At 72.8% G+C, this 23,360-nt stretch carries 26 protein-coding genes and 3 pseudogenes; 10 read left to right on the top strand and 19 right to left on the bottom strand.

Annotated elements, in window-relative coordinates; translation table 11 throughout:
* Positions 1–64: 64 nt before the first annotated feature.
* Entirely contained in the window at positions 65–1,201 is a 1,137-nt protein-coding gene (locus AOQ53_RS32430; protein WP_059422698.1) for an ATP-grasp domain-containing protein, read from the bottom strand.
* Positions 1,202–1,464: 263 nt separating this feature from the next.
* Between AOQ53_RS32430 and AOQ53_RS32425 the strand changes: the two genes are divergently transcribed.
* Positions 1,465–2,325, top strand: coding sequence for a metallophosphoesterase family protein (locus AOQ53_RS32425; RefSeq protein WP_059422697.1), 861 nt, complete (start codon positions 1,465–1,467; stop codon positions 2,323–2,325).
* Positions 2,322–2,999, top strand: a complete 678-nt coding sequence (locus AOQ53_RS32420) for a 4'-phosphopantetheinyl transferase family protein (RefSeq protein WP_059422695.1) — start codon at positions 2,322–2,324, stop codon at positions 2,997–2,999. The genes AOQ53_RS32425 and AOQ53_RS32420 overlap by 4 nt, the downstream gene beginning before the upstream one ends.
* 324 nt (positions 3,000–3,323) lie before the next feature.
* Here AOQ53_RS32420 and AOQ53_RS32415 read toward each other — a convergent pair whose 3' ends face one another.
* The 5 genes and pseudogenes from AOQ53_RS32415 to AOQ53_RS32400 all read right to left on the bottom strand — a co-directional run bounded on the left by AOQ53_RS32415 (position 3,324) and on the right by AOQ53_RS32400 (position 5,716).
* Positions 3,324–3,566: a hypothetical protein gene (locus AOQ53_RS32415; RefSeq protein WP_059422694.1), complete on the bottom strand. Its 243-nt coding sequence runs from the start codon at positions 3,564–3,566 to the stop codon at positions 3,324–3,326.
* A 158-nt stretch (positions 3,567–3,724) separates the two neighbouring features.
* Positions 3,725–4,024 (bottom strand): annotated as a pseudogene (locus tag AOQ53_RS41955) (polyphosphate kinase 2); the annotation flags it as partial.
* A gap of 31 nt (positions 4,025–4,055) precedes the next feature.
* Positions 4,056–4,298 carry a DUF6411 family protein gene (locus tag AOQ53_RS32410; protein WP_059416887.1) on the bottom strand — a complete coding sequence of 81 codons (243 nt, stop codon included), beginning with the start codon at positions 4,296–4,298 and terminating at the stop codon, positions 4,056–4,058.
* A gap of 195 nt (positions 4,299–4,493) precedes the next feature.
* Positions 4,494–5,024, bottom strand: coding sequence for a hypothetical protein (locus tag AOQ53_RS32405; protein ID WP_059422693.1), 531 nt, complete (start codon positions 5,022–5,024; stop codon positions 4,494–4,496).
* 32 nt (positions 5,025–5,056) lie between these two features.
* Complete coding sequence (locus AOQ53_RS32400) at positions 5,057–5,716, bottom strand: helix-turn-helix domain-containing protein (protein ID WP_010042996.1); 660 nt, start codon at positions 5,714–5,716, stop codon at positions 5,057–5,059.
* 238 nt (positions 5,717–5,954) lie between these two features.
* Between AOQ53_RS32400 and AOQ53_RS32395 the strand changes: the two genes are divergently transcribed.
* The 7 genes from AOQ53_RS32395 (at position 5,955) to AOQ53_RS32365 (ending at position 12,201) form a co-directional block, all read left to right on the top strand.
* Positions 5,955–6,614 (top strand): MmyB family transcriptional regulator, encoded by a 660-nt coding sequence (locus AOQ53_RS32395; protein WP_059422692.1) that lies wholly within the window; start codon positions 5,955–5,957, stop codon positions 6,612–6,614.
* Positions 6,615–6,687: 73 nt separating this feature from the next.
* Complete coding sequence (locus AOQ53_RS32390; protein WP_059422690.1) at positions 6,688–7,842, top strand: NAD(P)/FAD-dependent oxidoreductase; 1,155 nt, start codon at positions 6,688–6,690, stop codon at positions 7,840–7,842.
* Positions 7,839–8,183, top strand: coding sequence for a (2Fe-2S)-binding protein (locus AOQ53_RS32385; RefSeq protein ID WP_059422688.1), 345 nt, complete (start codon positions 7,839–7,841; stop codon positions 8,181–8,183). The genes AOQ53_RS32390 and AOQ53_RS32385 overlap by 4 nt, the downstream gene beginning before the upstream one ends.
* A complete protein-coding gene (locus AOQ53_RS32380) occupies positions 8,173–9,537 on the top strand; it encodes an NAD(P)/FAD-dependent oxidoreductase (RefSeq protein ID WP_059422686.1) in 1,365 nt (454 codons plus the stop codon). Before AOQ53_RS32385 ends, AOQ53_RS32380 begins: the two co-directional genes overlap by 11 nt.
* Positions 9,534–10,424, top strand: coding sequence for a dihydrodipicolinate synthase family protein (locus AOQ53_RS32375; RefSeq protein ID WP_059422685.1), 891 nt, complete (start codon positions 9,534–9,536; stop codon positions 10,422–10,424). The genes AOQ53_RS32380 and AOQ53_RS32375 overlap by 4 nt, the downstream gene beginning before the upstream one ends.
* A gap of 5 nt (positions 10,425–10,429) precedes the next feature.
* The gene (locus AOQ53_RS32370) at positions 10,430–11,431 is read left to right on the top strand and encodes a proline racemase family protein (protein ID WP_059422684.1); all 1,002 of its coding nucleotides are present in this window, start codon (positions 10,430–10,432) and stop codon (positions 11,429–11,431) included.
* An 80-nt stretch (positions 11,432–11,511) separates the two neighbouring features.
* Complete coding sequence (locus tag AOQ53_RS32365; RefSeq protein ID WP_059422683.1) at positions 11,512–12,201, top strand: GntR family transcriptional regulator; 690 nt, start codon at positions 11,512–11,514, stop codon at positions 12,199–12,201.
* A gap of 233 nt (positions 12,202–12,434) precedes the next feature.
* Here the strand turns inward: AOQ53_RS32365 and AOQ53_RS32360 are convergent, their stop codons facing one another.
* From AOQ53_RS32360 to AOQ53_RS32330, 8 genes and pseudogenes are all read right to left on the bottom strand, one after another.
* The gene (locus tag AOQ53_RS32360; protein ID WP_059422681.1) at positions 12,435–12,914 is read right to left on the bottom strand and encodes a MarR family winged helix-turn-helix transcriptional regulator; all 480 of its coding nucleotides are present in this window, start codon (positions 12,912–12,914) and stop codon (positions 12,435–12,437) included.
* A gap of 11 nt (positions 12,915–12,925) precedes the next feature.
* The gene (locus tag AOQ53_RS32355; protein ID WP_059422679.1) at positions 12,926–13,987 is read right to left on the bottom strand and encodes an alkene reductase; all 1,062 of its coding nucleotides are present in this window, start codon (positions 13,985–13,987) and stop codon (positions 12,926–12,928) included.
* 76 nt (positions 13,988–14,063) lie between these two features.
* Positions 14,064–14,969, bottom strand: coding sequence for an NADP-dependent oxidoreductase (locus tag AOQ53_RS32350; RefSeq protein WP_059422678.1), 906 nt, complete (start codon positions 14,967–14,969; stop codon positions 14,064–14,066).
* A gap of 452 nt (positions 14,970–15,421) precedes the next feature.
* Positions 15,422–16,201, bottom strand: coding sequence for an ABC transporter ATP-binding protein (locus tag AOQ53_RS32345; RefSeq protein WP_059422676.1), 780 nt, complete (start codon positions 16,199–16,201; stop codon positions 15,422–15,424).
* 20 nt (positions 16,202–16,221) lie between these two features.
* Positions 16,222–17,001 (bottom strand): ABC transporter permease, encoded by a 780-nt coding sequence (locus tag AOQ53_RS32340; RefSeq protein WP_059422674.1) that lies wholly within the window; start codon positions 16,999–17,001, stop codon positions 16,222–16,224.
* Positions 16,998–17,423: pseudogene (locus AOQ53_RS32335) on the bottom strand (ABC transporter permease); the annotation flags it as partial. The gene AOQ53_RS32340 and the pseudogene AOQ53_RS32335, both read right to left, overlap by 4 nt.
* Positions 17,416–17,772 (bottom strand): annotated as a pseudogene (locus AOQ53_RS41950) (DUF402 domain-containing protein); the annotation flags it as partial. The pseudogenes AOQ53_RS32335 and AOQ53_RS41950, both read right to left, overlap by 8 nt.
* The gene (locus tag AOQ53_RS32330) at positions 17,753–18,679 is read right to left on the bottom strand and encodes a GNAT family N-acetyltransferase (protein WP_059422672.1); all 927 of its coding nucleotides are present in this window, start codon (positions 18,677–18,679) and stop codon (positions 17,753–17,755) included. The gene AOQ53_RS32330 and the pseudogene AOQ53_RS41950, both read right to left, overlap by 20 nt.
* 71 nt (positions 18,680–18,750) lie before the next feature.
* Here AOQ53_RS32330 and AOQ53_RS32325 point away from each other — a divergent pair, with 71 nt between their 5' ends.
* Positions 18,751–19,119 (top strand): GntR family transcriptional regulator, encoded by a 369-nt coding sequence (locus AOQ53_RS32325; RefSeq protein ID WP_059422670.1) that lies wholly within the window; start codon positions 18,751–18,753, stop codon positions 19,117–19,119.
* 28 nt (positions 19,120–19,147) lie between these two features.
* Here AOQ53_RS32325 and AOQ53_RS32320 read toward each other — a convergent pair whose 3' ends face one another.
* The 5 genes from AOQ53_RS32320 to AOQ53_RS32300 all read right to left on the bottom strand — a co-directional run.
* On the bottom strand, positions 19,148–19,921 hold the full coding sequence (locus AOQ53_RS32320) for a DUF72 domain-containing protein (RefSeq protein ID WP_059422669.1): 774 nt from the start codon (positions 19,919–19,921) through the stop codon (positions 19,148–19,150).
* 63 nt (positions 19,922–19,984) lie between these two features.
* Entirely contained in the window at positions 19,985–20,380 is a 396-nt protein-coding gene (locus tag AOQ53_RS32315; RefSeq protein ID WP_059422667.1) for a hypothetical protein, read from the bottom strand.
* 113 nt (positions 20,381–20,493) lie between these two features.
* Complete coding sequence (locus AOQ53_RS32310) at positions 20,494–21,588, bottom strand: DUF5925 domain-containing protein (RefSeq protein ID WP_059422665.1); 1,095 nt, start codon at positions 21,586–21,588, stop codon at positions 20,494–20,496.
* Between the two features lie 76 nt (positions 21,589–21,664).
* Positions 21,665–22,465: a polysaccharide deacetylase family protein gene (locus AOQ53_RS32305; protein WP_174523384.1), complete on the bottom strand. Its 801-nt coding sequence runs from the start codon at positions 22,463–22,465 to the stop codon at positions 21,665–21,667.
* A partial coding sequence (locus tag AOQ53_RS32300) for a glycosyltransferase family 2 protein (RefSeq protein ID WP_059422663.1) occupies positions 22,462–23,360 on the bottom strand: 899 nt, incomplete at its 5' end. The genes AOQ53_RS32305 and AOQ53_RS32300, both read right to left, overlap by 4 nt.

Below are 23,360 nucleotides of genomic sequence, written 5' to 3'. Positions count from 1 at the left end.
GGGGTACCCCCAGAGCACGCACCGGACGCCGCTCCTTGCCGGGCAAACGTTGCCTGCCGGGGCACTAGAGAGGCAGGGCCCCGACCGCGGCCTGCGGGGCCGCCGCCTCGACGGAGTCGGCCGGCACCGCGGGCAGCGGCTGCTGCTCCGTCGCCTCCGGCCGCTGGTGCGGCACCTGCACCGGCCGCAGCGGACGCGGCCCCGACACCACCGTGTAGTCCTGGCCCAGGAACGGCGGAACCACCTCGCCCGGGTCCTCGCCGAGCGCCAACTGGACGGCGGCCCAGGGGGCGTTGACACCGCACAGGGACAGCTGGTGCAGGCCGCCCGCCGGGCGGGTGTTGACGTCCATCAGGACCGGCCGGTCGCCGAACATCCGGAACTGGATGTTGGACAGGTAGTGCAGTCCGAAGCCCTCCGCGATCAGCCGGGCGGGCTCCAGCCACTGCTCGTGCAGCGTGAAGCCCCGGCGGCGGCCGTTCTTGGTGCGGCCGATGGCCAGCCGGACCCGGTTGTCCGGACCGGTCAGGCAGTCCACCGACACCTCGGGCTGCTCCAGGCGCGGCATCACCAGCCAGTCGACCGGCTCCTCGGCCCGCCCCAGCGCCTCCAGCACCAGGTCGAGCGGCACGTACGGGCTCGGGAAACCGTTCAGGTGCATCAGCGAGAAGGGCGAGCGCGTGATCACGCGGAAGCCCACCCCGCCCGCCCCGGACGCCGGCTTGAAGCACGCCTTGTGCCCGGCGCCCTCCAGCGCCTCGACGGCCGCGACGAGTTCGTCACTCGACCGGACCCGCCACCACGGCGGCACCGGCACGCCGATCGCCTGGACCGCCTCGTAGGCGATCACCTTGTCCTGGAAGACGGCCACCGCCTCGGGCGGCGGTGCCAGCACCGCCGTACCGGCCGCCTCGAACTCGGCGCGGTGCGCCACGATCGCCGACTGGTGCAACCGGGGCACGAACACGTCGATACCGCGCCGCACGCACTGGTCCAGCGCGTACTCGACGTACCCGGCGGGGGAGAGGTTCTCGGGCTCCAGCTCGGCGGTGTCGGCGGCGGCCAGCACGGGGGAGTCGGGGTCGCCGTGCGTGGCATGGATCGCGACGGCCCGGTCGCTGGGATTTCTCCGCAGCTGATCCATGAAGAACACGTTCTCCGCGTACGTGCGGTTGAGCCAGACGCGTACGCGAGAGACCATGCAGGCCGCCTTTCACGGTTCGCGGGCAGGGCTCAGCAGCCCGTGCCCGGGCAGGATGAATGAAGGGTCACCAAACCGCCCCTGTGAGAGGGAAGTTCCTAGCGGTGGTGTTGGGGCAGATCATACGGCTTCGGCGGGCCGTGTCGTGCAACGCGCGCGTTACGGATTTCCGGCCGAGGCGGTCCGGCCGCCCTTGTCCCCCGGCCCGGGGGTGTGATCTCGTAGTGAGCGTTCGCGTTCGGGCGCGCGGAGGGGGGCGAGGGGTGACGTCGACGGCCGGTGGCGCCGCACAACTGCTGGCCATCAGCGATCTGCACATCGGCTACGCGGAGAACCGCGCCCTGGTCGAGCGGATGCGACCCGGGACGGACGGCGACTGGCTGCTCGTGGCCGGGGACGTCGCCGAGACCGTGGCCGACGTCCGCTGGACCCTCAAGACGCTCGCCGGCCGCTTCCGCAAGGTCGTCTGGGTGCCGGGGAACCACGAGCTGTGGACCCATCCGAGCGACCCCGTCACCCTGCGCGGCGTCGCCCGGTATGACTGTCTGGTCGAGCTGTGCAGGGACCTCGGCGTGACGACACCGGAGGATCCCTACCCCGTCTGGGACGGCCCCGGCGGCCCTGTGGCCGTCGCCCCGTTGTTCCTGCTGTACGACTACTCGTTCCTGCCTTCCGGCTGCACGACCAAGGAGCAGGGCCTGGCGTACGCCCAGGGCACGGGGATCGTGTGCACCGACGAGTACCTGCTGCACCCCGACCCGTACCCGAGCCGGGAGGCCTGGTGCCGGGCCCGGGTCGCCGAGACCGAACGCAGACTCGCCGAGCTGCCCGAAGACCTGCCCGTGATCCCCGTCAACCACTACCCGCTGCACCGCCACCCGATGGACGTGCTGTGGCACCCCGAGTTCGCCATGTGGTGCGGCACCGGCCTGACTGCCGACTGGCACCGAAGGTTCCGTGTCCACACGATGGTCTACGGCCATCTGCACATCCCCCGCACCACCTGGCACGAGGGCGTGCGCTTCGAGGAGGTGTCGGTGGGCTACCCCCGCGAGTGGCGGAAGCGGTCCGGGGAGCCGGGGCGGCTGCGGCGCATCCTGCCAGGGGAGGGCGAGGAGCGGTGATCGGGGAACTGCTGCCACAGACCGTCGTCACCGTGGAGGCGTACGGTCACGAGAGCGTGGACGCCCCGCTGTACCCCGAGGAGGCGGCGCTCGTGGCGCGGGCGGTCGCCAAGCGGCGCCGGGAGTTCGCCGCCGTCCGCTCCTGTGCCCGCCGTGCCATGGAGAAGCTCGGCGTGCCGCCGCAGCCGATCCTGCCCGGGGAGCGCGGCGCCCCGCGCTGGCCGGCCGGCCTGGCCGGCAGCATGACCCACTGCGACGACTACTGCGCCGCCGCCCTGGTCCGTGCCACCGACCTCGCCTCCCTCGGCATCGACGCCGAGACCCACGGGCCGCTGCCCGAGGACGTCCTGCCCGCCGTGGCCCTCCCGGCCGAGGGCGAGCGCCTGCGGCGGCTGGCCGCACAGCGCCCCGACGTCCACTGGGACCGGCTGCTGTTCAGCGCGAAGGAGTCGGTCTACAAGGCGTGGTTCCCCCTCACCGGCAAGTGGCTGGACTTCACGGAGGCCGACATCGAGATCTCCGCCGGCCCCGGCGAACAGGCGCGCGGCACCTTCCGGGCCACGCTCCTCGTCCCCGGCCCACGGGTCGGCGACCGCCGCCTCGGCCATTTCGACGGCCACTGGGCCGCGGACCGGGGCCTGGTCGCGACGGCGGTCGCAGTACCGCACGACTGAGACCGCCGTGCGGGGGCGGGCCTGCGGACGTCGACTCAGGGCGCTGCTACCCGCCGCCGGTCCGGTGCCCGGCCACCCGGCCGCCGGCTGGGCTTCCCGGCCACGGGCTGCCGGCTGAGGTTTCCGGCCGCCCGCTGTCGGCTCAGGGCTTGGCGGCCGGCTGTCGGCTGAGCTTCCCGGCCACCGGCCGCCGGCTCAGGTCTCCGCCAGTGGCCGTCGGCTGTGGTCTCCGCCAGCGGCCGTCGGAGCGGTCCCCGTCACCGGCCGCCGGCTGCGGTCCCCGTCACCGGCCGCCGGCTGCGGTCCCCGTCACCGGCCGTCGGCTCAGGGCCCCGGCTCAGGGCACCAGCTCTGGAGCAGCCGGAAGAACGCCTCCTCGTTGCCGGTCAGACCCGCTCGTTCGAGGGCCTCTTCCGCCTCGGCGAGGACACCGGGCGGGACGACCGGGGGGCGGTGGGAGCCGCGCGGGCCCGTCTCCAGGTCGAAGGCGGCCCGGACGGTGTGCAGCAGCCGCAGATAGGCCTGGACGGCGGTGCGTTCGCGGTCGGTCAGTACGGCGGTGGGCATCGGTCGGCTCTCCCCGTGTCGGAGTCATCGGTCACGCCCCGCACACAAGGGGCGCACCTCCAGCTTGCCGCCCACCACTGACAATCCGGCCCCGCAGCCCGTCGGTTCGCCCGCTCGGCGGGTCACCCGGGATCTCCAGCACCTCGGCTTTGCGCAGGTGCGCCGCGAGGGTTGAGCCGCTGGACCGCGCCGCCCTTGCCCGCCGCGTCATGCCCCTCGCACACGACCACCACACGTGCACCGGTGTTCTATGACCCACCGCTGGAGCTTGGGCAGCTCGATCTGCAGGATGCGCTTGGTCCGCTCGTACCTCTTGCGGCCCACCTTGCGGTCGTACGGATGGTTCTCCTGCCATGTCCGGATGGGAAGCCCGTTTGTGTCCACACGATCGGCTGCTCTCGCCGACGGGCATGCGCGGTCAGACCGTCCAGCAGCCTGTCCGCGTCTTCGGCGTTCATCGCCAGGCTCCCGCTCGGCCCGCACCGTCGGTCAGAAGGGCATGCGGCCGCGGGAGCGGCGGCCTGCCGAACCGCTGCGGCTCACCGCGCGCGAACTGGTGTGGAAGGGCTTGCTGAAGAGCCGGCCCAGAATGCCGGGCGCCTGGCCACCGGCCCGCGCCCCGGCACCGAGCGTACGTTGCGTGCCGCGTTCGGGATGGCGGGAGAGACGGGGGACGAGGAAGGCCAGGACGGCCAGGACCACACACACGGCGATGACGGCGGCGACTACCATGATCGGTTCCCTTCGCTAGTGGACGGATGTACGGGTGCCCCACCCTGTCCCGCCCATGTGAAAAGAGAAGGTTCCGACCAGGGACCATAGTTCGCCCGAGGTAGTCGCCCGGGATCAGCGCGATCCACGCCTCCGCCTCCGGTTCCCCGCTTCCGACTGCACGAGCAACCCCGCCGCGTCCCGGGGCACCGCCCGTCAGCCCTGCGGCCCGGGATACCCCAGCGACGCCTCGATCCGCCCCGCCAGATGGTCCCGCTGCACCGGCCCCCGCGACGACGAACCCGCCAGCCACGCCCGGCACTTGCTGGCCAGCAGCAGGCCGAAGCTCTCGGCCTCCTTCTCGTCGTCGAGGTCGAAGCGGGTGCGCGCGGCCACCTTCAGCACCGTCGCCTGGAGGTCGGCGTCGTCGTGGAGCAGCCGGGCCGCGACCGCGGCGCCCTCGACGTGGTGAGAGCAGTGCCCCGCCTTCATGTGCCACAGTTCGTGCCCCAGGATCACCAACTGGTGGTCAGGAGCCGTGCGTTCCTCGATCACGACGAGGTCCTGCTCGGCCATGTCGAGCCACAGCCCGCTCGCGGTCCCGGGCGGGAAGGCGGCCGTGCGGAAGTGGACGGGGCGGCCCCGGCGTCTGCTCATGGCATCGCACAGCGCGGCGTACAGCTCGGCGGGCCGCGCCGGCGCGGGGAGGGTCAGCTCCGCGACCAGTTCGCCGCACAGGCGGCGCATTTCCTTACCGATGCCCACAGTTCTCCCCACGGTCACGACTCGGGCCGCTTGACGCTCTCCAGGAGCATGTCCAGCCACTCCGCCACCTTGTCGCGGTGCTGGTCGGTGGGCAGCTGCGCGGCCCGCCAGGCGATGCCGCGCACGCCGTGGTCCTGCAACAGCCGCTCCAGCGGGTCGTCGGCCGCCGCGGCCGCCTCCCGCTCGCGGTCGGCGAGCTTCTGGAGCAGTTCCTGCTCGGTGTGCTGGAGGGCGCTCACCAACGCCTCGGGGTCCTCGGCCGTGAGGAAACCGGCATGCACCCGGAAGAACCGCTGGAGGGCGTCGCAGTGCTCCATGGTCGGCCGCCGGTCGCCGTTGATGAGGGCGCCGGCCTGCTGCCGGGACATGCCCGCGCCGTCGGCGATCTCCTGCTGGGTGTACTTGCGGCCGTTGGGCTTCAGCCGGGTCCGGCGCAGCAGGTCCAGGCGCTGGAGGAACCGGGCCTGCACATCGGGCTCGCCCGCCGGCCTGCCGCCCAGCAGGGCCTTGACCACGGGCTCGGGGACTCCGGAGGCGACGGACAGCCGGCCGATGTCGAAGACCTCGGCGTGCGGCACGCCGAGCCGGTCGGCGAGCGCGGTGACACGGGAGACGACGGCCGCCAGCACGGCCGTCGGCGTGGCGCCCGGACCTTCGACGAAGCCACCCGTCACCGACAGATCTCCTACGTCTCTCACAGGCTTCTCACAAATGGATGCCGTGACCTACCCCGGCGTTAACTTCCCGGAGCGTAGCGGGTGGTTCGAACTCACATCCAGGTCTCGCCACAACTGTGGCCAATTTCAGCCGTCAACAGGCATAAAATGCCACGATAGTTGACACGCCTCAACTCGGGGCAGCAGGATCGGGGCGCCGCGTCAAGGCCGCACAGGCAAGAGGGGTGACCTCCCGATGGCATATCAGGCAGGAGGGCAGCGGCCGGCACCGCGGCCCGTCCCCGAGACTTCCGATGTCCAGGCCTACCTGGGGGACTACACCGGGCTTCTGGAGGCCGTCTCCTTCCCCTCGCTCGTCGTCGACCACTGCTGGGACGTGGTGCTGACCAACAGCGCCTTCCGGTCGCTTTTCGGTGGCGTCGGTCCGCACCCGACGGCCATGCCGGGCGACAACTTCCTCAGGTTCGTGCTGTTCCACCCCGACGCTCCCACGGTGCTCGGCGAGCACGAGGCGAGCTGGTGCCTGCCGATGCTCGCGCACTTCGCGCGCACCGTGGAGAGCCACGGCCCCGACCACGGGCTCCAGGCCATCCGCCGCGACATCGCCCAGGACCCCATCATGGAGGCCGCCTACCGGCACGGCCTGCCGCACTGGATCCGCTCGGTCGGCGAGAGCGCCGTCGAGCAGGACGGTGCCGTACGGCCGCTGCTGCACCCGGATCCGCGCTGGGGCGCCACCGAATGCCGGATCGTCGTCGAGACGTCCAGGACGCTCGAGGAAGTGGGCTGCACCCGGCTCACCTTCGTGCTGCGCGACGCCCGCCGCACGCCGTCCCGGGACCGCCGGACACGCCGTACCGCCTCCCACCTGAGGGTCGTCCCGGTGGCCGACTGAGCCCTTCCGGGCCCCCTGCGTCGCCAGCGGTCGCCCCATTCCCAGACGGTGTGGTGTGTGACATAGTACTGGGGTGAGCGAGCCGCTGACCTGCGATGTCGTGGTGGTCGGAGCCGGGGTGGTGGGCGCCGCCTGCGCCCTGTACGCGGCCCGCGCGGGCCTGGACACCGTCGTGGTGGACCGGGGCCCGGTGGCCGGCGGCACGACCGGCGCGGGGGAGGGCAACCTCCTCGTCTCCGACAAGGAACCCGGACCCGAGCTCGACCTGGCCCTGCTGTCCGCCCGGCTGTGGGCCGAACTGGCCGAGGAGGGGCTGGGGAAGGCGGTCGAGTACGAGGCCAAGGGCGGGGTCGTGGTCGCCGGCACCGACGAAGCGCTGGTTGGGCTGGAGAGACTCGCCGCCGGGCAGCGCGCGGCCGGGGTCGAGGCGGTCCCGGTGCCACCCGACCGGCTCCCCGACCTGGAGCCGTATCTGGCCCCCGGCCTCGCGGGCGCAGTGCACTACCCGCAGGACGCCCAGGTGATGCCCGCCCTGGCGGCGGCGCACCTGCTGCGCGCCTCGAACGCCCGGCTCTTCACCGGCCGTGAGGTGACCGGGGTGCTGCGCGGGCCCGACGGCGCGGTGCGCGGAGTGCGTACCTGCCGGGGCGACATCCACGCCCCGGCCGTCGTCAACGCGGCCGGCACCTGGGGCGGCGAGGTGGCGGCGCGCGCCGGGGTGTCGCTGCCGGTGCTGCCCCGGCGCGGTTTCGTCCTGGTCACCGAGCCGCTGCCGCCCCGCGTCCGGCACAAGGTGTACGCCGCCGACTACGTGGCCGACGTCGCCAGCGACTCGGCGGCCCTCCAGACCTCCCCGGTCGTCGAGGGCACCCCCGCCGGGCCGGTCCTCGTCGGCGCCAGCCGCGAACGGGTCGGCTTCGACAGGTCGTTGTCGCTCCCGGCGCTGCGCGCGCTGGCGGCGGGCGCGACGCGGCTCTTCCCGTTCCTCGCCGGAGTCCGGGCCATGCGGACGTACGTGGGCTTCCGGCCGTATCTGCCGGACCATCTGCCCGCGATCGGCCCCGACTCCCGGGCGCCCGGACTCCTGCACGCCTGCGGGCACGAAGGCGCGGGCATCGGCCTCGCCACCGGCACCGGGCAGCTGATCGCCCAGGCGCTGACCGGGCGGACGCCCGATCTGGACCTCGTCCCGCTGCGGCCCGACCGCTTTCCCGAGGAGGCCGAGTGAATCCACTGGAACTGGCGGGGGCCAGGCCCGGCCCCGCCTTCACGGTCACGTTCGACGGGCGGCCGGTCCGGGCGCTGCCCGGCCAGACGGTCGCCGCCGCGCTGTGGGCGGCGGGCGTCACGTCCTGGCGCACCACCCGTGGCGAGGGCCGTCCGCGCGGGGTGTTCTGCGGGATCGGCGTCTGCTTCGACTGCCTGGTGACCGTCAACGACCGCCCCAACCAACGCGCTTGTCTGGTGCCGGTGCGGCCGGGTGACGTGATCGGCACGCAGGAGGGGACGGGCCGTGCGGGGGCGGACGACGAGCGGGCGGACGACGAGGGAGACGGTCATGCGGGCTGAACTCGTCGTGATCGGCGCCGGACCGGCCGGGCTGGCCGCGTCGCTGGCGGCGGCCGCGCGCGGCACCCGGGTCGTGCTCGTCGACGCGGCGACGGAGACCGGCGGTCAGTTCTACCGGCAGCCCGCCGCCGGGCTCCGAGCCGGGCGGCCCGAGGCGCTGCACCACCGGTGGCGGACCTGGGAGCGGCTGCGGGACGGCCTTGCCGCCAGTTCCGTACGCGTGCTGACCGATCATCATGTGTGGTGTGTGGAGCGGACGTCCGTCGGCTTCACCGTGCACGCGCTGCTCGGCCCGGAGCAGGAGGAGCCGGCCGAGGTGCACGCCCGTGCCGTGCTCCTGGCCACCGGCGGATACGAACACGTGCTGCCCTTTCCCGGCTGGACGCTCCCGGGCGTCGTCACCGCCGGGGGCGCCCAGGCCATGCTCAAGGGGGCACTCGCGGTGCCGGGGCGCAGAGCCGTCGTGGCAGGGACAGGGCCGCTGCTGCTCCCCGTGGCGACCGGGCTCGCGGCGGCCGGCGTCGAGGTCGTCGCGCTCGTCGAGTCCACCGGCCCCGGGCGCCTGGCCCGCCGCGGCCGGGCCCTGGCCGGCAAGCTCCCCGAGGGCGCCGGATACGCCGCCCGGCTGCTGCGTCACCGCGTGCCGGTCCTGGCCCGCCACACCGTCGTCCGGGCCCACGGCGACGACCGGCTGACCGGCGTCACGGTCGCCGCCCTCGACACCGACGGACGCGTCCGGCCCGGCACCGAGCGGCAGTTGCCCTGCGACACCCTGGCCGTCGGCCACGGCATGCTCCCGCACACCGACCTGGCGGAGGGCCTCGGCTGCGGCCTGGACGGGCTCGCCGTGGCCGTCGACGCCGAGCAGCGCACGGACGTACCCGGCGTGTGGGCGGCCGGGGAGTCCACCGGCATCGGCGGCGCGGCCCTCGCCCTCGCCGAGGGGCACATCGCCGGGTGCTCCGCCGCCGCCCACCTGCGCGGCACCGCCCCCGGCCCGGCCCCCGCCGCCCTCAAGGCCCGTACGAGACTCAGGCGTTCCGCGGCCGCCCTCGACGCCGCGTACGCGCCGCCCGCGCACTGGCCCGAGCAGGTCACCGACGACACCGTGGTCTGCCGCTGCGAAGCGGTCACCGCCGGTGCCGTGCGCGACGCCCTGGGTCTCGGAGCGGGCGACGAGCGCACCGTGAAGCTGCTGACCCGGGCCGGAATGGGCTGGTGCCAGGGCCGGATGTGCCAGGCCGCCGTCGCGGGTCTCACCGGCTGCCCGCCGACCCCGTCCAGAAGGCCTCTCGCCCGTCCCGTGCCGCTCGGCGTCCTCGCACGGCAACACACCCAGGAGGAACTGTCATGACCGACCACCGCCCCTGGCGCGGCGTCCTCGTGGCCACCGCGCTCCCGCTGAACGACGACCTCTCCGTGAACTACGACAAGTACGCCGAGCACTGCGCCTGGCTGGTCGAGAACGGCTGCGACGGCGTCGTGCCGAACGGCTCCCTCGGCGAGTACCAGGTGCTCACCCCCGAGGAGCGAGCCCGGGTCGTCGAGACGGCCGTCGCCGCGATCGGAGGGCAGCGCGTCATGCCCGGCGTCGCCGCGTACGGGTCCGCCGAGTCCCGGCGCTGGGCCGAGCAGGCGGGCGAGGCGGGCTGCCGGGCGGTGATGCTGCTGCCGCCGAACGCCTACCGCGCCGACGAGCGCTCCGTCCTCGCCCACTACGCCGAGGTCGCGAGGGCGGGCCTGCCGGTCGTGGCGTACAACAACCCGATCGACACCAAGGTCGACCTCGTGCCCGAACTGCTCGCCCGGCTGCACGGCGAGGGGTACATCCGGGCGGTGAAGGAGTTCTCCGGAGACGTCCGCCGGGCCTACCGCATCGCCGAACTCGCCCCCGAGCTCGACCTGCTGATCGGCGCGGACGACGTCCTGCTGGAGCTTGCCGTCGCGGGCGCCGAGGGCTGGGTGGCGGGCTACCCGAACGCGCTGCCGCAGGCGTCGGTCGAGCTGTACCACGCGGCCGTCGACGGCGACCTCGACACCGCGCGGTCCCTGTACCGGCAGCTGCATCCGCTGCTGCGATGGGACTCGCGCGTGGAGTTCGTCCAGGCCATCAAGCTGTCCATGGACCTCGTCGGCCGCCACGGCGGACCCTGCCGCCCGCCGCGCATGCCGCTGCCGCCCGAGCAGGAGGCCGCCGTCCGAGCCGCCACCGAGAAGGCCGTAGCGGCCGGATTGGCGTAGGGAACATGCGCAGCAGACTCGTCCTGCACGCCGTCGACTCGCACACCGAAGGCATGCCGACCCGCGTGATCACCGGAGGCATCGGCACCATCCCCGGCGCCACCATGAACGAGCGGCGGCTGTACTTCCGCGAACACCGCGACCACATCAAGCAGTTGCTGATGAACGAGCCACGCGGTCACTCCGCCATGAGCGGCGCCATCCTCCAGCCGCCGACCCGGCCCGACTGCGACTGGGGCGTCGTCTACATCGAGGTCTCCGGCTATCTGCCGATGTGCGGGCACGGCACGATCGGCGTGGCGACCGTGCTCGTCGAGACCGGCATGGTCGAGGTCGTCGAGCCGGTCACCACCATCCGGCTCGACACCCCGGCGGGCCCGGTCGTCGCCGAGGTGGCGGTGGCGGACGGGGCCGCCACGTCGGTCACCCTCCGGAACGTGCCCTCCTTCGCCGTCGGCCTCGACCGCAAGGCCACCCTCGCCGACGGCCGGACGGTGACCTACGACCTCGCCTTCGGCGGCAACTTCTACGCCATCCTGCCGCTGGAGCGGTTCGGCCTGCCCTTCGACCGGTCCCGCAAGGACGACATCCTCCGGGCCGGCCTGTCCCTCATGGCCGCCGTCAACGCCGAGGACCCGCCCGTCCACCCGGAGGACCCGTCCATCCACGGCCTCCACCACGTCTACCTGGCCGCCCCCGGCTCGACCGCCCGCCACTCGCGGCACGCCATGGCCATCCACCCCGGCTGGTTCGACCGCTCGCCGTGCGGCACGGGCACCAGCGCCCGCATGGCACAGTTGCACGCGCGCGGCGAACTCCCGCTGCACACCGAGTTCGTGAACGAGTCGTTCATCGGCACCCGGTTCACCGGCAGACTGCTCGGCACCACCGAGGTGGCCGGCCGCCCGGCGGTGCTGCCCAGCTTCTCCGGATGCGCGTGGATCACCGGCACCGCCCAGTACCTGCTGGACCCCGAGGACCCGTTCCCGGCCGGGTTCGTCCTGTAAGCCGCACACTGCCGCGCACCAAGCGCACCAAGCGCACACGAGCCACGCCCGATCCGACCACGAGAGGACCCACGACCGTCATGGCGCCGCAGCACACCCCCGCCCTGCCCGTGCTGGGCAGCAGGAAACCCAGCCACCGGGAGCGGGTCGCGGACGCGCTGCGGGCCGCCCTGATCGCCGGGGAACTGCTCCCCGGCGAGGTCTATTCGGCCCCCGGCCTCGCCGCCCGCTTCGGTGTCTCCGCCACCCCGGTGCGCGAGGCCATGCTCGACCTCGCCAAGGAAGGCCTCGTCGACACCGTGCCCAACAAGGGCTTCCGCGTCACCGCCGTCTCCGAGAAGCAGCTCGACGAGTACACCCACATCCGCGCGCTGATCGAGATCCCCACCACGGCGGGCCTCGCTGCCACGGCCGACCCGGTGGCGCTGGAGGCGCTCCGGCCGGTCGCACAGGAGATAGTCACCTCCGCCGCGGCCGGCGACCTCATCGCCTACGTCGAGGCCGACCTGCGCTTCCATCTCGGTCTGCTGGCCCTCGCCGGCAACGACCATCTCGTCGACGTCGTACAGGACCTCAGACGCCGCTCGCGGCTGTACGGCCTGACCGCGCTCGCCGAGCAGGGGCGGCTGGAGGCGTCGGCCGAGGAACACCTGGAGATCCTCGATGCGCTGCTCGCCCGGGACGAGGAGGCCGTACGGGCGGTGATGACCCGGCACCTCGGGCACGTCCGGGGCCTGTGGGCAAGTGCGCCCCAGGGCGCGGGCCTGTGAACAGCATGCGGCTCCGCCGTTTCTGAGCGATGAGCAGGCCGAGGCGTACGGGTCGTTCGCCCGTCACTGGTGCCGCGCCCTGCCCAGCGCGTCGGTGAACCGGGCGAGGGCCTCCTCGGCCGGGCACGTTCTCCCTGTCGTGCGGAGCCGAGCCGTGCCCCGGCCGCATCCGCCGGCTCGGCTCACCGGGGATCCCGGGAATCAGGGGGGCCTGTCTCCGTTGAGCACGGGCCTCACGTGGACTCTTCTTGCGGAAGAGCGCGGCTGCTGATCGCGTCGGCGATGGCGTAGGCGGTGCGGACGAAGGACTCTGCCTGCTGCGCCGACAGGTTCCGCGCGGAGGACTCCTCCAGGGACTGCCACATGGCTGCGAGGGGCTCGCGCATGGCACGGCCCTTGTCGGTGAGGTGGACGACCATGACGCGCCGGTCGTGTTCGGCCGGCTCGCGGATGAGCAGGCCGGCGTCCTGCATGCGGCGCAGGGACTTGGAGACGGTGGAGTGGTCCAGGCCGACGCTGTCGAGCAGCTCGGACTGGGTCTGGCCGTCGCGGTCCAGCAGGTGCATCAGGAGCAGTTCCTGTCCGGGATGCAGGTCCATCTCGCGGAGCATGGCGGCGGCGCGGGCGCGGTGAGCGCGGGCCAAGTGGAAGATCGCGTAGCTCACCTGCCCCCCGCTGGCCGTTGTGGGGATGTGGGGTGTGGGGGCAGGCATGGTTCGGTTCCTCAGACGGTGTAGGTGGGGTAGTCGGTGTAGCCGGCCGCTCCGCCGCCGTAGAAGGTCGCCGGGTCGGGGGTGTTCAGCGGCGCGTCAGAGCGTAGCCGCTCGACCAGGTCCGGGTTGGCGAGCGCGAGGGCACCGACGGAGACAAGGTCGGCCGTGCCGCTGTCGATGTCCTTGGCGCGGGTGGGCAGGTCGGTGCCGGCCCGGTTGAGGATCAGCGTGGTCGGCCACAGTGCGCGCAGGGTGGCCAGCAACTCCTCGTCGCCCCCGTGGAGGACGTGGAGGTAGGCGAGGCCGAGCGGGCTGAGGGCGCGTATGAGCGCCGGATACAGCTCGGCGGTGTCGGACTCGGCGATGTCGTTGTAGGGGTTGCCGGGGGAGATGCGCAGGCCGGTGCGGTCGGCGCCGATCTCGTCGGCAACGGCAGCGCCCACCTCGACGGCGAAGCGGATGCGGTTGTCGAGGGAACCGCCGTAGCGGTCGGTGCGCTGGTTGGTGTTGTCGGACAGGAACTGGTGCACCAGGTAGCCGTTGGCGGCGTGGATCTCCACGCCGTCGGCGCCTGCCGCGACGGCAGCCGCTGCGGCGCGGCGGAAGTCGTCGACGGTCGCCGCGACCTCCTGCGTCGACAGAGCACGGGGTGCCGGCATCTCCTGGGGCCCGGACGCGGTGAACATCGTGCCCTGCGGCCGGATCGCCGAAGGGGCGACCGGCCGGCGCCCGTGGGGGGTGTTGTCGGGGTGGGCGATGCGTCCGGTGTGCATCAGCTGGATGATGATCCTGCCGTCGGCCGCGTGCACGGCGTCGGTGACCTTGCGCCACCCGGCGATCTGCTCCTCATTGTGGATGCCGGGGGTGAGGAGGTAGCCCTGGCCGTCGGTGGAGGGCTGGGTTCCCTCGGTGATGATGAGCGCGTGCGAGGCCCGCTGGGCGTAGTACTCGGCGTTCAGCTCGGTCGGTACGCCTTCAGGTGTGGAGCGGTCACGGGTCATGGGGGCCATGACCAGGCGGTGCGGGAGGGAGATGTCACCGACGGTGGTCGGTGTCCACAGGGCGTTCAGCATGAATGGTCCTTCGGTGCGGTGATGAACAGGTGTGATCGGGAAAGCGGGGGCCTGGCGCAGGGAGAGGCCGGCGTGATCAGTCGAGGGTGAGGACGAGCTTGCCCCGGACATGCCCGGCGTCGCTGACCTGCTGGGCCGTGGCGGCCTGGTCGAGCGGGTAGGCGGTGACGGTGGTGACGACCTTGCCGGTCGCGGCGTCCTGGGCCAGGGCGGCCAGGTGGGCGGCCGAGCGTTCCTGGGGACCGTTGGCGAAGGTGATGCCGAGCTGGTGCGCGCGGAAGTCGGCGATGGTGACGATGCGCTCGGTGCCGCCGCGCAGGGTGATGGAGTCCTCAAGGGCTCCCTTCCCGGCCAGGTCGAACACCGCGTCCACGCCGTCGGGGGCGAGCGCCCGGACCCGCTCGACCAGGCCCTCGCCGTACACGGTCGCGGTGGCGCCGAGCGAGGCGAGGTATTCCTGGTTGGCGGGGCCGGCAGTGCCGATGACACGCGCTCCGCGGGCCGTGGCGAGCTGAACCGCCAGGGTCCCGACCGCTCCCGCCGCGCCGTGCATCAGCACCGTCTCCCCCGCGGTGACACCCAGCAGGTTCAGGACCCGCTCGGCCGTCTCGCCCGCCACCGGCAGCGCGACCGCGTGCTGCCAGTCGAGGCCGGCGGGCTTGGGGGCCACGGTGGTGGCCAGCGCGTACTCGGCGTACGAGCCGGTGTCCGACCAGCCCAGCACTTCGTCACCCACCTGCACGTGCTGCACGCCCTCACCCAGGGCGTCCACCACGCCGGCGAGCTCGTGACCGGGGACGGAGGGGAGCAGCGTGGGGAACACGTCCTCCAGTGCGCCGGAGCGGATCTTGCCGTCCAGCGCGTTCAGCCCGGCCGCCTTGACGCGGACGCGGAACTGCCCGGGGCCGGGCTGCGGGACTTCGATGGCCGCCTCGTGCAGCACTTCCGTGCCGCCGAAACGGTCGAACAGGATGGCTTTCATGACGACTCCGCTCGCGCCACCACCTATTTGGTGGCTGGCCACATAAACATAACAGCGAATCTGTGGCTAGCCAAGTATTCGGGCTGTCCGGTCCGCGAACTGCGTTGGCCGAGCCGGGCTGGGTCACGCCGGCGATGTTGTAGACCTGCGGGTGGTCCCCGCATCGCGTCCCGCCGCCATGGCGTCGTCGTCGATGCGACTCACGCCATCCGGCAGCGCGAGGTAGGCGTGGGAGGCCGGTCGTCGGCCCTTGCCCCAGTCGGGGCCGGCATCCGGGGACCGTACGCGCCCAGTCGGATCCCCGGGCCCGTCCCGGCGCGGAGCCGGGACGGATGCCGCTGAGCCGGTAGTGCGCGCCGCGGCATTTACCGGGCGTACGCCGGGCACGCCGAGCGTGAGGCGTAACCCGAGGCCGTCGAACAGGCCCACGCCGACTTCGCCCCGAGGCTGTCTCAGGACGCGGCGGTTCCCTTCTTGGCGGCCTGGATCTGCTCGTACACATGCGTACGCAACTCGGCGAAGCGCGGATCCACCCTCGTGTGCAACTGATCGCGCTCGACGGGCAGATCGACCTTCAGCTGCTCCCGGACGACGGTGGGGGAGGCGGACAGCACGATCACCCGCTCCCCGAGGTAGACGGCCTCGTCGATGTCGTGGGTGACGAACAGGATCGTGATGCCGCGCTCCCGCCACAGCCCCCGGACCAGGTCCTCCAGGTCGGCCCGGGTCTGCGCGTCCACCGCCGCGAACGGCTCGTCCATCAGCAGCACGCGGGGCTCGTAGGCCAGTGCCCGGGCGATGGCGACCCGCTGCTGCATTCCACCGGACAGCTGCCAGGGATACGCCTCCAGGGCGTCCGCCAGCCCCACCGACTCCAGCGCGTCGCGGACCAGTTCCCGGCGCCGGGATTTACTCAAGGCCTTCTGTCTCAGCGGAAGTTCGACGTTCTCGCCGACCCGCATCCAGGGGAAGAGGCTGCGCCCGTACTCCTGGAAGACGAACGCCATACCGGGCGGCGGACCGCTCACCTTCCGCCCCTCCAGGAGCACTTCACCGCCGGTCGGTGAGAGCAGCCCTCCCACGCACTTCAGCAGCGTCGTCTTGCCGCAGCCCGACGGCCCGACGAGACAGACGAGTTCTCCGGCGTCGACGGTGAAGGTGAGGTCGCGGACCGCCTCCACACGCCGCCCCGACCCCTCGTAGACCTTCTTCAGACCCCGTACGTCGAGCATGGACCGCCCTTTCGAGAGGCTCACGGCGATCGCCGGGCCGAGGCGCGCAGACCGTGGTACCAGCCGAGCACCCGCCGCTCGACCCACTGGAAGACGACCGACAGCAGAAAACCGAGCAGACCGAGCACGAGGATGCCGGTCCACATGTCCGGGATCGCGAAGCCGCGCTGGAACTGGACGATGGCGAAGCCGAGCCCGTTGCTCGCGGCGAACATCTCGCTGATCACCATGAGGATGATGCCGATGGACAGCGCCTGGCGCAGACCCGCGAAGATCTGCGGGCTCGCCGACCGCAGCACCAGGTTCCTGAGCCGCGCCACACCCGTGATGCCGTACGAGCGCGCCGTCTCGGCCATCACCGGGTCCACGGCCCGCACGCCCTCGACCGTGTTGAGCAGGACGGGCCACACGCAGCCGGCCGCGATCACCGTGACCTTCATCGTGTCGCCGATCCCCGCGAACAGCATGATGACCGGCACCAGCACCGGCGGCGGCACCGCCCGCAGGAACTCCAGGACCGGCTCGCACACCGCCCGAACCCGCCGGTACGACCCGATGACCGTACCGAGCGCCACCCCCACGACCGCCGCCAGCGCGTAACCGCCCGCCAGCCGCAGCACGCTCGGCAGTACGTCACCCCGCAGGCGCTCCGCCGTCCACACGGCCGGGAAGGCCTCCAGGATCGTCCGCAAGGGCGGCCAGTACACGTCTGTACTGCCGGCGGACGCCACCCACCAGCCGGTGACCAGCAGGGCCGGGAGGGCGACGGCGAACACCAGCCGCAGCAGCAGACTCCTCACACCGCCACCTCCCCGCGCACCGACTGGTGCCAGGCCAGCGCCCGCCGCTCCACCGTGCGCGCGCCGACGTTGATCAGCAGCCCCAGCAGCCCGGTCACCACGATCAGCGCGTACATCTCGGGCACGGCCTGCGAGGCCTGTGCCACCCCGATGCGCTTGCCCAGGCCAGGTGCTCCGATGACGAGTTCGGACGTGATGGCGAGGATCAGCGCGACCGCCGCCGCCAGCCGGACACCGGTCATGACGTACGGCAGCGCGGTCGGCCACAGCACATGCCGGATCCGCGCCCAGGTACCGAGCCCGTACGACCGCGCCGTCTCGTCGGCGACGGGGTCGACGTCCTGGACGCCGTACAGAACCTGGATCAGGACCTGCCAGAACGACGCGTAGACGACGAGGAGGAGCACCGAACGCCGTGCCGTCCGCGGAGACCCACAGGTCCAGGTCGAGGTCCTCCACGACCAGCTCGGGGCCGGAGCGCGAGGCGGGGCGGGTGATGTCGCAGTACCAGCCCTTCAGCGCGCCCGTGGCGGAGCGAACCTCCTTCACCGCGTACCAGCGATCACGCCAGTAGTACTCCGTGAAGACGTCTCCGGGCTCGAAGCGGACGAAGCCGAAGTCGCGGACGCCGTTGCCCGCCCACGGGGCGCGGACCGCGACGCGGGTGCCGTCGTCCGTCAGGAGCTCACCGGCGTAGCGGATCTTCGTACGGCCCGCCTTGACGAGCACGACGTCCAGTCGGCCGGACCCGTCAGCCGAGTTCGCGGACATATCGCACTTCCTTCGCGCAGATCTCGTAGCCGAACCACTTGTTGATGGCGATCATCGGTTCGTTGCCGGTGTCGTTGCCGGTGAACGCCTCCGTGTAACCCGCGGCACGGGCCCGGTGCAGGGAGTCGTTCTTGGCGAGCTTCGCCAGGCCCCGGCCGCGGAACGCCCGGGCGGTGCCGGTCATGGCGGTCCCGTAGCGGGTGCCGTCCGTGTGCGCCACGCTGAAGGCGGCGGGGCGGCCGTCGACGACCGCGACCGTGGTCAGCTCGCGGTTGAGGAGTGGGTGCTTCCAGTTCTCCTCCAGCCAGGCCTCGTAGTCCGTGAACTCGGAGTCGATGTCGCCCGGTTCGTCCGACACCGTCTCGGCGTCCAGTTCGAACATCGGGCGCGGGTCGTCCGCGAAGTCGGCGGCCGTGCGCAGCTCGACGCCGGCCGGCGGGTCCTCGCGGGGCGGCAGCGTGCCGCCTGCCAGGTCGAGGCGAAGGAAGTAGGCGGAGCGGCTGGCCCGGAAGCCGTGCCGCTCGGCGAAGGCGAGGTTGTCCGGCTCGTCCAGCACCCAGGCGAACAGCTTCCGCACGCCCAGCCCCGCCAAGCGCTCCTCGGCGGTGCGCAGCAGCAGCGAACCGGCGCCGCGGTGCGTGCGGTCGGGGCGTACGTAGATGTTGGCGGAGCCCTGGCCGGGCTCCGGGCTGTCGTGGGCGACGCTGATCTGGGCCGTGCCGATGATCTCGCCGTCCTCCTCCGCGACGAGCTGCCCGAAGTGGGCGTCCGGGTGGGCGCGGGTCAAGGTGTGCACCACGGACTCGGACGTGGACAGCATGTAGGGCAGGGCAAGGCGGCGGGTCCGGGAGAACCCCTCGGCGTCGGCTCGGACATCGGGTCGCAGGTCGCGCACGATCACGGTCATGGAGGCGCACGTTACGCGGGGGCGCACGCCGGGTGCCTCCCATTTTCCGCCGGGTACGGGACAATCGGCCTGTGACCTTGAAGATCGACATCGACGACAGTGCTCCGCCGTACGAGCAGGTGCGGGCGCGGATCTCCGAGCAGGCGCGGTCGGGGGAACTGCCGGTGGGATACCGGCTGCCGACCGTGCGGGGGCTGGCCGAGTCGCTGGGGCTCGCCGCGAACACGGTCGCCAAGGCGTACCGGGCGCTGGAGGCGGACGGCGTGATCGAGACGCGGGGGCGGCACGGCACGTTCGTGGCCGCCGCCGGCTCGGCGGCGGACCGGGAGCTGGCGGTCGCCGCCCAGGCGTATGTGGAGCGGGCTCGAAGGCTAGGGCAGGGGGAGGACGTGGCGCTCGCCGCGGTACGGGATGCCCTGCGGGCGGCTTACGGGGAGTAGGGCTTACGGGAGGGGAGCGGGGCGTTGCTCAGCCGGCCCGCGTCAGACGCTCAGGTGTCCGTGTGATCTCCAGGCCCGCCGATCTTCCCAGCCGCGCGAACGTCATCGCGTCCCCCACCGCCGCACCCCCCGGATCGTTGTTGAAGTACGCGTAGACGTCCTCACCGCCGGGCCAGGTCGTGGCGATGCGGTCGAGCCAGGTGGCGAGGGAGCGGCGGCCGTAGTGCGGCCAGGGCCGGGCGCGGCCCTGGTGGAAGCGGACGTAGCCCCAGTCGGTGGTGCGCCACAGCGGGGTCGCGGGGCGGGCCAGGACGTCGGCCCAGCACAGGGCCGCGTGCCGGGACTCCAGGACCGCTCGGACCTCCGGCGTCCACCAGGAGTCGTGGCGGGGCTCGACCGCGACCCGGGTCGCGGCGGGGAAGCAGGCGAGGCAGGCGTCCAGGAGGCCCGGGTCGGCGCGCAGGTTGGGCGGGAGCTGGAGCAGGACCGGCCCGAGCCGGTCACCCAGGCCCGCCGCGTGGCTCATCAGGCGGCCGACCGGCTCCTCGGGGTCCTTGAGCCGTTTGATGTGGGTCAGATAGCGGCTCGCCTTGACCGCGACCACGAAGTCCGCGGGCACCCGACCGCGCCAGTCCTCGAACGTCTCCCGGGCCGGCAGCCGGTAGAAGGCGTTGTTGATCTCGACGGTGGCGAAGTGCCCCGCGTACTCCTCCAGCCAGAGCCGCATCGGCAGCCCGGACGGGTACAGGACGTCCCGCCAGTCCTTGTACTGCCACCCGGACGTGCCGACGAACAGGGTCATATCCCTATCAAAGCACCAGACACCCTGGGAGGGTGGCAGTGGCGACCTTGGTCCTCCGGAGCCCTACGCGTCGGCGCGCGTGTGGAAGCGGTAGAACAGCAACAGGAAGACGGCTGCCGTGACCAGCAGCGTCGTGATGACCACAGGACGGATGTCGTCGCCGGTCTGGCTGTAGAGGAAGCCCAGTGCGGCGCCGGCGAAGGCGGCCCGGAGCAGGGCGTGCAAGGCGTGCAGGTCGCGTCTGAGGCGCCGGGTCAGCTGCACGACGGCGATGCAGACGGCCATGAAGGCGAGCGCGCTCCACACACCCCACGCCAGATCCGGTCCGGTGATCGGACCACCGTGACGCCGGTTCACCGCGACCCAGTTGCCGTAGACGAGGCCGAGGACGACGGGCAGGACCCATCGCGCGACGCGGTGGGTGGGTTCGCTGAAGACGGTGGGTGCCGTGTGTGCCATCAGAGGCCTCCCTGGTCCATGCGGAACTCGGCGTCGCTCCTCCGCACACATTCGCACGCCTTGGTGACAGGGAGGTGAGAGGCGGTTGTGAGCGAACCCAGCGGGTGACCCCGCTACAGATACAGCCCCGCGTCGGCGTCCCCGCGCGGCTCCGGCAGGGCCGTCGGGGACGTGCCCCGGCGCAGTGCGTACAGCTCGGCGAGCGTCGCGCCCTCACGGCCGATGCCGTCCTCGCGGCCCAGCCAGTTCACCGCCTCCGCGCGGGTCAGCGGACCCACCTCGATCCGGGCGAGACAGCGGCCGGGCCGGACGACGGCGGGGTGCAGCCGCTCCAGGTCCTCGTTGGTCGTGACCCCGACCAGGACGTTGCGGCCCTGGCCGAGCAGTCCGTCCGTCAGGTTCAGCAACCGCGACAGTGCCTGGCCCGCCGTGTGCTTGGCCTCGCCGCGGATCAGCTCGTCGCAGTCCTCCAGGAGCAGCAGCCGCCAGCGGCCCTTGCCCGCCGCGTCCTCCTCGCCGATCGCGATGTCCATCAGATAGCCGACGTCACTGAACAGCCGCTCGGGATCCAGGACGCAGTCCACCTGGCACCAGTCCCGCCAGGAACGGGCGAGGGTGCGCAGCGCCGACGTCTTGCCGGTGCCCGGCGGGCCGTGCAGGAGCAGGAGCCGGCCCGAGATGTCCTCGGGGGTCGTCTTCATCAGGCGGTCCATCGCGTCCGCAACCGGCGCCGTGTAGTTGGGCCGGACCTCGCCCCAGGTGCCCGCAGCGATCTGGCGTGTGGTGCGGTGCGGGCCGCGGCGCGGGGAGACGTACCAGAAGCCCATCGTGACGTTCTCCGGCTGTGGTTCGGGTTCGTCCGCCGCGCCGTCCGTGGCCTGGTCGAGGATCTTCTGCGCCAGCTCGGCGCTGGTCGCCGTCACCGTGACGTCGGCGCCCCGGTTCCAGCGGGAGATCAGCAGCGTCCAGCCGTCGCCCTCCGCGAGCGTCGCGCTGCGGTCGTCGTCCCGGGCGACGCGCAGCACGCGGGCACCGGACGGCATCAGCGTCGCCCCGGAGCGTACGCGGTCGATGTTCACCGCGTGTGAGTACGGCTGCTCGCCCGTCGCGAAGCGGCCGAGGAACAGCGCGTCGACGACATCGGACGGGGAGTCGGAGTCGTCGACGTTGAGCCGGATCGGCAGCGCCTCGTGCGGGTTTCCAGACATGCCGCCATGATCCGGCACGAGGGCGCCGCGTGCACCCGGTTTCCCGGTGCGCACGCGGCGTTTTCCCAGGTGCGGGTCAGACCCCGAGGCGGGAGACCAGCCGGCGTGCCTGGCGTGTCCTGCGGACCACGGCGTACCCCTTGGTCAGGGCACGGTCCCTGGCGAACGTACGGGCGATCGCACGGCCTTCGACCACCCGCTCGAACTCGTCGGTGCCCGTGCCGCGGCGCACCGTCACGCGCCGCAGGGCGTACGGCCCCTGCGCCCGGCGCGCGAGGCCGTTGCCGACGGCGAGTGCCTGGCCGTACCCCGTCTCGCGCACCGCCTGCCGGACCCGGCGGCTGGAGTACCCGTAGGGATAGGCGAACGAGGCCGGTACGGCGCCCAGCTGGTCCGCGACGATCTCCTTGCAGTGGATCAGCTCGAACCGCAGCGTGGCGTCGGAGACCTGGTCGAGCTGCGGATGGCTGTGGCTGTGCCCGCCGATCTCCACGCCCCCCGCCGCGAGCTCGCGGACCTGGTCCCAGTCCAGCATGGTGTCCAGGCCGCCACCGGTGTCGTACGGACCCTGGATCCACCCGGTCGAGACGAACAGGGTGGCCGGGAAGCCGTGCTTGGCGAGCACGGGCAGGGCATGCCGGTGCACGCCCTCGTAGCCGTCGTCGAACGTGATGAGGACCGGCCGCTCGGGCAGCGCGCGGCCGGAGCGCCAGCACGCCGCCAGCTCGGCGGTGGTGACGGGGGTGAGCCCCCGGTCCGCGAGCACCGCCATCTGCTCGGCGAACGCCTCGGGGGTCACGGACAGGGCGCGGGTCGCGTCGTTCGGGTCGGTCGCGACCGCGTGGTACATGAGGATCGGTACGCGTACGTCACTCACGGACCCGCCCCTTCCAGCGCGGCTCCGTCGGCGGGCGCGCGCGGACCCGCGGCCTCGGGCACCACCGGGAGTTCGGGCACCGAGAACGTGGTCCCGCCCCGGCGGGCCCGCACGCTGCCCACCAGGTATCCGCCCGCCGCCGTCAGCACCCCGGCGACGATCGCCCCCGCCCGCCCGGCACCGCCCGGCCGGGCCAGCAGGGCGTCCCGCAGTCCCCGGGCCACCCCGGCCGGCAGGACCCGGGTGGCGTACCGGCGTTCGGACTCCAGTCCCTTGCCGGCGCCGACGCTTCGGGCGACCAGGGCCTTGGACAGGCCCTCGGCGTACGTGCGCGTGCGGAAGTAGCGGAAGTGCTCGCGGGCCTCGGGCACCCGGTGGTGGATCACCGCCCGGTCGTCGATCAGCAGCACCGCGTCGGGCCGGGCACGGCTGAGACGGATGCACAGTTCCGTCTCCTCGCAGCCCAGCGGGCGTTTGTCGCCGTCCCGGCCGATGCCGGTGGCGAAGCCGCCCGCCGCGTCGAAGGCGCTGCGGCGGAACGAGGCGTTGCCGCCGAGCACGTTGCGCACCCGGACCCGGCCGCGCGGCAGGCCGCGGTAGGTGCAGCCCACCACCCAGTCGAACTCCTCGGGGAACCAGCCGGGCCGCCGCCCCGACGCCCAGACCGGCTCCGTGCGCCCGCCGACCGCCATCACGCGCGGGTCGGCGTACGCCTCGGCGAAACGCAGGAGCCAGTCGCGCTCGGCCACGGCGTCGTCGTCGAGGAAGGCGACGACCTCGCCGCGGGCGGCCGCGATGCCGGTGTTGCGGCCGGCGGACAGGCCGCGGGGGCCCGCGTTGGCGAGCACCCGCACGTCACCGGCTTCCTTGTACTCCTTGCCGAGACGGTCCAGCA

The organism is Streptomyces azureus (genome assembly GCF_001270025.1).
Lineage (GTDB): Bacteria > Actinomycetota > Actinomycetes > Streptomycetales > Streptomycetaceae > Streptomyces > Streptomyces azureus.
This window is presented reverse-complemented; position numbering and strand designations above follow the sequence as displayed.